The sequence below is a fragment of the Halobacteriovorax sp. RT-2-6 genome (assembly GCF_047085025.1).
Classification (GTDB): domain Bacteria; phylum Bdellovibrionota; class Bacteriovoracia; order Bacteriovoracales; family Bacteriovoracaceae; genus Halobacteriovorax_A.
Window position 1 is genome coordinate 1,762,186 of the sequence record NZ_JBKIYH010000001.1, and the last position, 9,978, is coordinate 1,772,163.

Annotated in this window: 22 protein-coding genes; all 22 read right to left on the reverse strand. The window is 37.4% G+C overall.

The genetic code is table 11. The annotated features are described in order from the left end of the window. Positions 1-7 precede the first annotated feature (7 nt). Complete coding sequence (gene rplO, locus ACMAYS_RS08345) at positions 8-463, reverse strand: 50S ribosomal protein L15 (RefSeq protein WP_103219261.1); 456 nt, start codon at positions 461-463, stop codon at positions 8-10. A gap of 27 nt (positions 464-490) precedes the next feature. Beyond that, complete coding sequence (gene rpmD / locus ACMAYS_RS08350; RefSeq protein ID WP_103219260.1) at positions 491-673, reverse strand: 50S ribosomal protein L30; 183 nt, start codon at positions 671-673, stop codon at positions 491-493. 11 nt (positions 674-684) lie between these two features. Further along, on the reverse strand, positions 685-1,173 hold the full coding sequence (gene rpsE / locus ACMAYS_RS08355; RefSeq protein ID WP_233189739.1) for a 30S ribosomal protein S5: 489 nt from the start codon (positions 1,171-1,173) through the stop codon (positions 685-687). A gap of 111 nt (positions 1,174-1,284) precedes the next feature. Beyond that, positions 1,285-1,662 (reverse strand): 50S ribosomal protein L18, encoded by a 378-nt coding sequence (gene rplR, locus ACMAYS_RS08360; protein WP_146037929.1) that lies wholly within the window; start codon positions 1,660-1,662, stop codon positions 1,285-1,287. A gap of 54 nt (positions 1,663-1,716) precedes the next feature. Next, complete coding sequence (gene rplF / locus ACMAYS_RS08365) at positions 1,717-2,253, reverse strand: 50S ribosomal protein L6 (protein WP_103219258.1); 537 nt, start codon at positions 2,251-2,253, stop codon at positions 1,717-1,719. Positions 2,254-2,266: 13 nt separating this feature from the next. Further along, a complete protein-coding gene (gene rpsH / locus ACMAYS_RS08370) occupies positions 2,267-2,647 on the reverse strand; it encodes a 30S ribosomal protein S8 (protein WP_040313878.1) in 381 nt (126 codons plus the stop codon). 22 nt (positions 2,648-2,669) lie between these two features. Continuing rightward, entirely contained in the window at positions 2,670-2,975 is a 306-nt protein-coding gene (rpsN, locus tag ACMAYS_RS08375; RefSeq protein ID WP_103219257.1) for a 30S ribosomal protein S14, read from the reverse strand. A gap of 14 nt (positions 2,976-2,989) precedes the next feature. Continuing rightward, positions 2,990-3,529: a 50S ribosomal protein L5 gene (gene rplE, locus ACMAYS_RS08380; RefSeq protein ID WP_103219256.1), complete on the reverse strand. Its 540-nt coding sequence runs from the start codon at positions 3,527-3,529 to the stop codon at positions 2,990-2,992. 14 nt (positions 3,530-3,543) lie between these two features. After that, on the reverse strand, positions 3,544-3,855 hold the full coding sequence (gene rplX / locus ACMAYS_RS08385) for a 50S ribosomal protein L24 (protein WP_103219255.1): 312 nt from the start codon (positions 3,853-3,855) through the stop codon (positions 3,544-3,546). Positions 3,856-3,876: 21 nt separating this feature from the next. Further along, complete coding sequence (gene rplN / locus ACMAYS_RS08390) at positions 3,877-4,245, reverse strand: 50S ribosomal protein L14 (protein ID WP_103219254.1); 369 nt, start codon at positions 4,243-4,245, stop codon at positions 3,877-3,879. 30 nt (positions 4,246-4,275) lie between these two features. Continuing rightward, the gene (gene rpsQ, locus ACMAYS_RS08395; RefSeq protein ID WP_021266428.1) at positions 4,276-4,524 is read right to left on the reverse strand and encodes a 30S ribosomal protein S17; all 249 of its coding nucleotides are present in this window, start codon (positions 4,522-4,524) and stop codon (positions 4,276-4,278) included. 2 nt (positions 4,525-4,526) lie between these two features. Further along, a complete protein-coding gene (rpmC, locus tag ACMAYS_RS08400) occupies positions 4,527-4,724 on the reverse strand; it encodes a 50S ribosomal protein L29 (RefSeq protein WP_103219253.1) in 198 nt (65 codons plus the stop codon). A gap of 17 nt (positions 4,725-4,741) precedes the next feature. Then, positions 4,742-5,161 (reverse strand): 50S ribosomal protein L16, encoded by a 420-nt coding sequence (gene rplP, locus ACMAYS_RS08405; RefSeq protein WP_021266311.1) that lies wholly within the window; start codon positions 5,159-5,161, stop codon positions 4,742-4,744. A gap of 39 nt (positions 5,162-5,200) precedes the next feature. Then, on the reverse strand, positions 5,201-5,830 hold the full coding sequence (gene rpsC / locus ACMAYS_RS08410) for a 30S ribosomal protein S3 (RefSeq protein ID WP_021265986.1): 630 nt from the start codon (positions 5,828-5,830) through the stop codon (positions 5,201-5,203). An 8-nt stretch (positions 5,831-5,838) separates the two neighbouring features. Beyond that, positions 5,839-6,174 carry a 50S ribosomal protein L22 gene (gene rplV, locus ACMAYS_RS08415; RefSeq protein ID WP_103219252.1) on the reverse strand — a complete coding sequence of 112 codons (336 nt, stop codon included), beginning with the start codon at positions 6,172-6,174 and terminating at the stop codon, positions 5,839-5,841. Between the two features lie 30 nt (positions 6,175-6,204). After that, positions 6,205-6,489 carry a 30S ribosomal protein S19 gene (gene rpsS / locus ACMAYS_RS08420; RefSeq protein ID WP_021266332.1) on the reverse strand — a complete coding sequence of 95 codons (285 nt, stop codon included), beginning with the start codon at positions 6,487-6,489 and terminating at the stop codon, positions 6,205-6,207. Positions 6,490-6,501: 12 nt separating this feature from the next. Further along, positions 6,502-7,326: a 50S ribosomal protein L2 gene (rplB, locus tag ACMAYS_RS08425; protein WP_103219251.1), complete on the reverse strand. Its 825-nt coding sequence runs from the start codon at positions 7,324-7,326 to the stop codon at positions 6,502-6,504. 19 nt (positions 7,327-7,345) lie between these two features. After that, complete coding sequence (rplW, locus tag ACMAYS_RS08430) at positions 7,346-7,636, reverse strand: 50S ribosomal protein L23 (RefSeq protein ID WP_103219250.1); 291 nt, start codon at positions 7,634-7,636, stop codon at positions 7,346-7,348. A 3-nt stretch (positions 7,637-7,639) separates the two neighbouring features. After that, positions 7,640-8,257, reverse strand: coding sequence for a 50S ribosomal protein L4 (rplD, locus tag ACMAYS_RS08435; protein WP_103219249.1), 618 nt, complete (start codon positions 8,255-8,257; stop codon positions 7,640-7,642). 22 nt (positions 8,258-8,279) lie between these two features. Then, positions 8,280-8,954 (reverse strand): 50S ribosomal protein L3, encoded by a 675-nt coding sequence (rplC, locus tag ACMAYS_RS08440; protein ID WP_021265983.1) that lies wholly within the window; start codon positions 8,952-8,954, stop codon positions 8,280-8,282. 72 nt (positions 8,955-9,026) lie between these two features. Continuing rightward, positions 9,027-9,335: a 30S ribosomal protein S10 gene (gene rpsJ / locus ACMAYS_RS08445; protein WP_021265868.1), complete on the reverse strand. Its 309-nt coding sequence runs from the start codon at positions 9,333-9,335 to the stop codon at positions 9,027-9,029. 166 nt (positions 9,336-9,501) lie between these two features. Beyond that, positions 9,502-9,978: EF-Tu/IF-2/RF-3 family GTPase (locus tag ACMAYS_RS08450; RefSeq protein WP_392990455.1), on the reverse strand; the 477-nt coding region annotated here is incomplete at its 5' end.

Here is a 9,978-nt window from a genome sequence, read left to right on the forward strand (position 1 = left end):
CTTTTATCTATTTTGTTGCTATTTTTCCGCCAGCTTTCTCGATTGCTTCTTGAGCACCTTTAGAAAACTTTTCAATATTAACAAAATTTAACGATTTTGAAAGCTCTCCGTTAGCAAGAATTTTCACTGGACGTCTTTTATCTGCACCCTTAAGGATACCTTTCTCAATTAGAGCTTCTTTTGTAACGTCTCCGCCATCAAATTTAGCTTCTAATGTAGCAAGAGATACCTCAGCATACTCAGTTTTAAATGGTGCATTAGAGAAACCTCTTTTTGGTAGACGCATGTAAAGTGGCATTGCTCCACCTTCGAAACCAGTTCTTACACCGCCACCAGCACGAGCCTTTTGACCCTTGTGCCCTTTACCAGCTTGAGTACCTTGACCTGAACCTTGTCCACGACCAATTCTCTTAATGTTTTTATGTGCACCTTTTGGACTTTTTAAGTTATTTAAAGTTAACATATTTACCTCTTAATCAACTAATACCGCTTATTCTTGAATGTCTAAAAGGTGAATTACCTTCTTGATCATCCCTCTAACAGCAGAAGTGTTTTCTAAAGTTCTTGAAGTTCCAGTTTTTCTTAGACCTAGGCCTCTTACTGTAGCTTTCTGCTTTTCAGTACATTTAATAGTACTTTTCTTTAATGTTACTGTAATTGTTTTCGCTGTCATATCAACCTCAATTAACCTTTAATTCTTAAGCCTTTAGCTTCTTTACCACGTGCCTTAGCTACTTCTTCTACAGATCTTAATTGCTTAAGAGCGTCAAAAGTTGCCTTAACGATATTATGTGGGTTGTTACCTCTTAAAGACTTCGTTAGAACGTCTTTAACACCAGCAAGTTCAAGGATTGAACGACATGCACCAGCAGCCTTAACCCCTGTACCTTCTGCAGCAGGTTTGAATAGAATCTTACCAGCATCAAATTCACCTAGTACTGAGTGAGGAATAGTTCCTGCATCTACTGGTACTGAAATCATGCTTTTTTGTGCAGCTTGAGTAGCTTTTCTGATTGCTTCTGGAACTTCCTTAGCTTTACCAAGACCGTAACCTACGCGACCATTTTTATCACCAACGATCATTAGAGCACTGAAAGAAAATCTTCTACCACCCTTCATAACCTTTGCAACTCTATTTACAGCAACAACTCTTTCTTCAAGTTCAACGTCCATTGAGCTAGCTTGACGCTTTTTCGCTGGAGCTTTTTTAGAAGCTTGTCTTTTCTTTGGTTCTGCTTTTACTGTTTTTTCAACGCTTTTATTTTCTTCAGTCATCACTTACTCCTAAATTTGAATTCCATTTTCTCTAGCAGCTTCAACAACAGCCTTGATTACACCGTGGTATCTAAGTCCGTTTCTGTCGAATACAGCAGTTGAAATATTGTTAGACTTTAGGTTTTCAGCAAGTTTTGCACCAACAAGCGTTGCACCAGCAATATTGCTTTTTCCTTCAACAGCATTTTTACCATAAGTTTGAACACTGAAAAGTGTCTTGTTAGCAACATCGTCAATTACTTGAACTGTGATGTGCTTGTTTGTACGGTTAACTGATAGACGTGGTCTCTCAGATGTTCCGTTTACTTTCTTACGGATAGCAAGTTTTCTTCTAATTTTTCTAGCTGTACTTGCTTTACCAGCTTTACCATAAGGCTTTCTAATCATTTTAAACTCCTCACCCTAGGCCCTCACTGCGGGCCATTCTCAGGCTACTTTTTATTACTTACCGCCAGATTTACCAGCTTTTCTTACGATTGTTTCTTCAGCGTATTTAACACCTTTACCTTTATATGGCTCTGGTGGTCTGAATGAACGGATCTTTGCAGCAGCAAATCCAACTAGTTCTTTGTTGCTACCAGTTAGTTCGATTTCTTTACCAGCAACTTTCGCTGCTACACCTTCTGGAAGAACATATTCAATTGGATGTGAGTATCCAAGGTTAAGAGTTAATGTATCACCACTAACAGCTGCCTTATAACCAACACCGTTGAATTCTAGCTTTCTAACAAATCCATCAGTAACACCAGTTACCATGTTGAAAACGATTTGTCTTGCTGTACCCCACATTGCACGAGACTTTTTAGACTCATCAACAGGAGTTACTTTAATTTCATTACCTTCTTGTGCAAAAGTCACTCTATCATTGAAAGTGTACTCTAGCTCACCTTTAGGTCCTTTAACTGATACATTTGTACCATTTATTGTAACCTGAACTTTCTCAGGAACTACTACCGGGTTTTTTCCTACACGTGACATTACTCGCTCCCTACTACCAAATATTACAGATTACTTCACCACCAACTTTAGTCGCTCTCGCTTCTCTATCAGAAATAATTCCTTTAGAAGTTGATAGGATTGAAGTACCTAGACCACTAATAACTCTAGAGATGTCCTTGTAACCACGGTACTGTCTAAGACCTGGTTTAGAAACTCTCTCAAGACCTACGATAGCGTCGTCTTTAAGTAATACTTTGATTCTAATATCTGATTGGCTCTTTGCAATAATTTTGAATGAACGAATATAACCTTCGTCTTTCATAACTTTACAAACACCTGCTTTCATTTTCGAAGCTGGAAATTCCACTCTATCGTGTCCAGCATTAATTGCATTTCTAATTCTTGTTAACATATCTGCAATAGGATCAGTCATCATAATTTCGTCTCCTCAACCATTACCAGCTTGACTTAGTTACACCAGGGATCATTCCTCTAAGTGCTAACTCTCTAAATTGAATTCTTGATAGTTTGAACTTTCTATAGAAAGCACGTGGACGACCAGTTAATTCACATCTATTTCTTACTCTAATTGCAGCTGAATTTCTTGGTAGTTTCTGTAGCTTGATCATCGCTTCGAATCTTTCTTCGTCAGAAAGATTTTCATTGATAATAGCAGCTTTAAGTTCTTTTCTTAAAGTACCGTATTTTTCAGCAAGCTTAGCTCTTTTTTTGTTACTTTCAATTTTCGCTTTTCTAGCCATTACATTATCCTCAATTACTTGTTAAAAGGCATACCAAAAAGGTTTAGAAGCTCTCTACCTTCTTCGTTGTTTCCAGCAGTAGTTACGATTGAGATTCCTAGACCTCTTACTTTATCAATTTGATCGTAAGAAATTTCTGGGAAAATAATCTGCTCTTTTAAACCTAAAGTGTAGTTACCTTTTCCATCAAAACCTTTAGAAGAAACACCTCTAAAGTCACGAACTCTTGGAAGAGTGATGTTAACAAGTCTATCAAGGAATTCGTACATTCTATCACCACGAAGAGTAACGTTTGCACCTAAGGCCATACCTTCTCTGATTTTGAAACCAGCAACTGATTTTCTAGCCTTAGCTACAACTGGCTTTTGACCAGTAATAGTACCAAGATCGTTAACAATCGACTGAACAACTTTAGAGTTAGTTACTGCGTCTCTTGTACAACAGTTAACTACTATCTTTTCTAGCTTAGGAATTTGGTTAACATTCTTATAACCAAACTTCTCAGTCATTTTATTTTTAATTTCGTCATTATATAGTTTTCTGAATCTGCTCATTTTTGCCTCTATCCTTAACTCAGTACTGATCCACAAGACACAGCGACTCTAACCTTCTTACCATCTTTTTCTTCAATTTTTACTCTAGTAGCCTTATTTGTTTTTGGGCTAACTACAGCAACATTTGAGATGTGAAGTGGTGCTTCAATGTCTACGATACCACCAGCTGGGTTCTCTTGAGTTGGTTTAATTGCTTTCTTTACTAGATTAACACCACCAACATAAACAACTTTGGTCTTGAAGTTGATTTTCTTAACTTCACCAGTTTTGCCTCTGTCTTTACCTGTTAAAACTACAACATTATCATTAACTTTTAGCTTTTGCATAACTTCCTCACTGAACCTTGATTAAAGAACTTCTGGCGCTAAAGAACAGATCTTCGTAAAGCTCTTGTTTCTTAACTCTCTCGCAACAGGACCAAAAATACGTGTCCCTACTGGTTCATTGTTATTATTTAGTATTACAACGCTGTTCTTATCAAATCTGATGTATGAACCGTCTTCTCTTCTAATTGGGTACTTAGTTCTAACGATAACCGCTTTCTTAACATCACCCTTTTTAATTTTTCCACCTGGTAGTGCTTGCTGAACTGCTACAACAATAATGTCACCAAGATTTGCGTTCATTCTTTTTGAACCACCAAGAACCTTGATACACTTTACTTCTTTAGCTCCAGAGTTATCAGCAACTTCTAACTTAGTTTGCATTTGGATCATTACTAACTCCTAAAATAGGCTTATTAAGCCCTACTTATTTACCTTTAACAGTTCCCACTTTTTGAGTTTTGAATAAGGTTTACTTTCAATAATTGTTACATTGTCACCTAGATTCGCTTCTAAACTTACGTTATGAGCGTGGTACTTTTTAGTTTTTGTAACGAATTTGCTGTAAACAGGGTGCTTGAAACGTCTAGCAACATTCACAACAACTGTATTTTCATTCTTTACAGAAACAACTACACCATCTAGCTTTCTCTTAAACGTATTTGTACTCATGGTTACTCACCTTTAGCATTTTTTGCTGTTAATAATTTAGCAATATTCTTTTTTGCAAGTTTTAGCTCATGAGGTTTTTCGATACCACTTGTCGTTTTAGACATGTTGATATCAAAAATCGCTCTTCTCATTTCAGCTACTTTTGCATCAATTTCTTTACCGCTTAAACCGCTTATATCTTTGTATTCTAACTTTTGCATAACTTCCTCTTAACGATTTAAAGTTCCTGCTGCTCTCTAGAAATAATTCTAGTCTTTACAGGTAGTTTATACATTGCAAGCTTAAGTGCTTGTTTACTTAGCTCAGGATCGATGTGCTTGATTTCAAACATTACTCTTCCTGGTTTTACAACTGCAACCCAAGAATCTGGAGAACCTTTACCTTTCCCCATACGAACTTCAGCTGGCTTCTTAGTAAGGACCTTATCTGGGAAGATCTTGATCCAAACGTTACCACCTCTTTTGATCTTTCTTGTCATTGCAATACGGGCAGCTTCAATTTGACGGTTAGTTATATACCCACATGATAGGGCTTGTATAGCAAATTCACCGAACGTGATAGTATTTCCACGGTTCGCCTTACCCTTCATTCTTCCTTTCTGCTGCTTACGCCACTTTACTTTCTTTGGACTTAACATATTTACCTCAATAAAATAAATTCACTAACGAATTTCCTACTACTTATAGATCTCACCTTTGTAAACCCAAACTTTTACACCGATAACACCGTATGTAGTGTGAGCTTCAGCAGTATTGTAATCAATGTCTGCTCTAAGAGTATGTAGTGGAACTTTTCTTTCTGTATAACCTTCAGCTCTTGCCATCTCAGCTCCGCCAAGACGTCCTGCTGTTCTAACACGGATACCTTTTACACCAGCTCTGAATGCTGACTGCATAACTTTCTTCATTGCTCTTCTGAAAGCTACACGTTTTTCAAGCTGACCTGCAATGTTTTCCGCGATTAACTTAGCTTCCGCATCTGGTCTCTTAACTTCTGCAATATTGAAGATTAGTGTACCTTTAGTAAGTTTCTTAAGGTCGTTTCTAATTTTCTCAATTCCTGCACCTTTTTTACCAATAGCAACACCTGGCTTAGCTGTATAAACAGTTACTTTAACCTGGTTTGAAGTTCTTGATAATTCGATATTAGCTACAGAAGCATTTTTCATGTTTTTTTCAATGTAGTTTCTAATCGCTAGATCTTCGTGAAGTGTTTCACCGTATTCTCTATCGTTAGCAAACCAGTTTGAATGCCATGACTTAATATAACCTAATCTAAAACCGTATGGATGTACTTTTTGTCCCATAATTTATCCTATGCTTCTTTTAGTTCAACTGTTATGTGACTAGTTCTTTTTCTAATTCTGAACGCACGACCTTGAGCTCTTGGCTGAATACGCTTTAAAGTTGGACCTTCGTCCGCTTTAATTGTACCGATAACTAGGTTATCTAGATCATACTTCTCAGAATCAGCTGCGATAGCTAATCCACTATTAATTAATTTTGTTAAAACAAGTGCAATTTCTTTCTTCTCTTGGAAGCGTAAGATTTTTAGCGCTTCAGAAGCTTTCTTCTTTCTAATTAGATCGCAAACCTGTCTTACTTTTCTTGGTGCGATACCAACTCTACTGTTTCTAACTGTAATGGCCATCTGACCTCTCCTTATTCAACTCTAACTTTACTATCTCTTCTTAGCTTTCTTATCTGCACCGTGACCGAAGTATGTTCTAGTTAGTGCAAATTCACCTAATTTATGTCCAATCATGTTATCTGTTACATAAACCGGTATGAATTTTTTTCCGTTGTGAACGGCAAAAGTAAGTCCGATGAACTCAGGAACAATAGTTGATCTTCTAGACCAAGTCTTGATCACTTTGTTACCTTTGTTACCTTCTTCTTGCATTTGTAGAGCTTTTTTCATTAAGCTAATATCAACAAATGGACCTTTTTTTAATGAACGGGCCATATTAATCTCCTACTACTTTCTTCTCTTAACGATGAACTTATCAGTTCTCTTATTAGTTCTAGTCTTGTAACCCTTAGTTGGTGTTCCCCATGGTGATACTGGATGACGTCCACCTGAAGTTCTACCTTCACCACCACCGTGTGGGTGATCAACTGGGTTCATAGCAACACCACGTACAGTTGGTCTGAAACCAAGCTTTCTCTTACGTCCAGCTTTACCAATGTTACGTTTTTCATGATCAAGATTACCAACTTGACCGATTGTTGCTACACAATCAACTTCAACTTTTCTAAGCTCACCTGATGGCATTCTAAGAAGAGCAAAACGACCTTCTTTAGCCATAATTTGAACGTAAGAACCAGCAGAACGTGCTAGCTGACCACCAGCTCCTGGGTACATTTCTACGTTGTGTACAAGAGTACCAACTGGAATGTCCTTAAGCTTCTTAGCATTTCCTACTTTAATATCTGCATCTGCAGAAGCGATTACCTTATCACCAACTTTTAGACCAAGTGGAGCTAGGATGTAGCTTTTTTCACCGTCTAAGTAAGCGATAAGTGCAATATTACAAGTTCTGTTCGGATCGTAAGAGATCGCTTGAACAGTTGCAGGGATATCTGTTTTATTTCTTTTGAAATCAATAATTCTGTATCTTCTCTTAACTCCACCACCTCTGTGTCTAACAGTGATACGTCCAGAGTTATTTCTACCTGCAAAATTTTTCTTAACAGCTGTAAGGCCTTTAACTGGCTTTACACCTTTTGTTAACTCATCACTATTTACGACTTGCATCTTTCTTAGTGAAGGAGTTGTTGGTTTAAATCTTTTAATACCCATAATTTCCTCAGCTAACTAGTTAAACACCTTTAAAAAATTCAATCTTTTGACCTTCCGCTAATTGAACGAAAGCCTTCTTGAATTTACTAGTCTTTTTTACACCTTTACCAGCTCTTTTAACTTTACCTGGAGTGATGTTTGTCTTTACATTTAAAACTTTCACATCATATAGAGCTTCAACAGCATTCTTGATTTGATGCTTGTTTGCTTTAAGATCAACTACAAAACCAAAACGGTTCTGGCTGTCTGTAGCAACAGAAGTCTTTTCAGTGATAAGTGGTTTCTTTAATACATTTTCTAACGTCGCCATAATCTACACCAACTTATTTAATAGGGTTTCTAATGCACTCTTTTCGATAACTAGGTTTTCAAATTTTACTGCTTCGTATACAGAGAAACCTTCTACGGCCATCCCTTTACCCCACTGTAAGTTCTTCACTGCTCTAAGAGCTGGTGAGTTTTTATCAGCAGTTACTACTAAAGCAGGAAGTAAACCCTTACCATTTAATAGAGTGTACATTTCTTTAGTTTTACCAGTTGATTCAATTGTATCTACTACTGTCAACTTTCCAGCTTGGAGTTTGTCAGCAAGTACAGATTGAATTGCAACCTTTGCCATTTTCTTGTTAACTTTTTGAACATAGCTTCTTGGGCTTGGACCGTGAACAGTTCCACCGCCTACCATAAGAGACGATCTAATTGAACCTTGTCTTGCTCTACCTGTACCTTTTTGCTTGAATGGTTTTGCACCACCACCGCTAACATCTGAACGACCTTTAACACAAGCATTACCTTGTCTTCTTCCCGCTAGAGTAGCTTTAACAACCTGGTGAACAGCCGCTACATTAATATCTTCAGCAGTTAAGCTTACTGGAGCAGTAAGTGTTCCTGCATTTTCAAATTTCGAATTTAATACTGTTACATCACTCATAACTTCTTACCTCAGCCTACAATTACTTCTTAAGTGCTTTTGCAATTCTTACAAAACCATTTTTAGAACCAGGTACTGATCCCTTAAGTAGCATGTATCCTTTATCTTGATTAACTTCAACAACCTTGATGTTTTGGATTGTTTTTGTGTCACAACCCATGTGACCAGGCATTCTTTTGTTCTTCCAAACCTTACCAGGAGTCGCTCTGTTACCGATCGAACCACCACGTCTGTGAAACTTAGAACCGTGAGTAGCAGGTCCACCTTTGAAGTTGTGACGCTTCATTTGACCTTGGAACCCTTTACCTTTTGATGTACCTGTTACATCAACATATGTAGAAGCTTCAAATGACTCTAGAGATAGATCTTTACCTAAGTTAGCAGCATCTACGCCTTCTGTTCTAACTTCTGCAAATTTTACAAAGTTATTTTCAACATTAGCAGCTTTAAGGTGACCTTGAGTTGGCTTGTTTACAAGCTTTTCTCTTTTTTCGTAGTAACCTACTTGGTAAGCCTCGTAACCATCTTTGTCTAAAGTTTTAACTTGTGTAACTTTGTTAGGAATTAACTTGATAACTGTAACTGGAACGTGATTCCCAGCTTCATCAAAGATTCTTGTCATACCAGCTTTAACACCATAGATAGTATTAAGCGATACAGTAGCAGTAGTCTCAACTGCTTGAGTTTCTTCTGTCATTTTGCCTCCACAGCATCACTCTTCTCCAAGAGATGCATGCATGGTTAATAATAAAAATTTTTTTCGTTTATACTAGTACTTGATCTCTACGTCAACACCAGCTGATAGATCTAACTTCATTAGGCTATCAACAGTTTGTTGAGTTGGATCAACGATATCAATTAGTCTCTTGTGCGTTCTCATTTCGAATTGCTCACGAGATTTTTTATCTTTGTGAGGTCCTCTAAGAACTGTAAACTTGTTAATTTCTGTTGGTAATGGGATTGGACCCGCTACTCTTGCGCCTGTCTCTTTAGCTGTTTGTACGATCTCATCAACTGAGCTATCTAGAAGCTTGTGATCATATGCGCGTAATTTAATTCTTAACTTAGAAGCTTTCATACTCATCCTATTATCAATTTTAAAAGTTGAACCTGACTTTTACTGTTTTTTTGGGCCTATTGTCAAATTATTTTTACGCTAGGCCATATATTTTTTACGCGTCAATTCAAAATATTGAGCATAAAAAAGGGGTGATTTAAAAATCACCCCAGTATTTAACTAAAAATTAGTCTAGAATTTCAGATACTGTACCAGCACCGATTGTTCTACCACCCTCACGGATTGCGAACTTAAGACCTTTTTCCATCGCGATTGGAGTAATTAGCTCTACTGCGAAAGAAGTGTTGTCACCTGGCATAACCATTTCAACACCGTCTGCAAGTGTAATATCACCTGTTACGTCTGTTGTTCTGAAGTAGAACTGTGGTCTATAACCTTTGAAGATTGGAGTGTGACGTCCACCTTCATCTTTTGAAAGGATATATACTTCACAGTTAAATTTCGCGTGTGGCTTTACTGAACCTGGCTTGATTAGACACTGACCACGCTCTACTTCTTCACGCTTAACACCACGTAGAAGAAGACCAACGTTATCACCTGCTCTACCTTCGTCAAGAAGCTTTCTAAACATCTCAACACCAGTTACAGTTGTTTTAGTTGTTTCTTTAATACCAACGATTTCGATTTCTTCGTTAACTTTGAT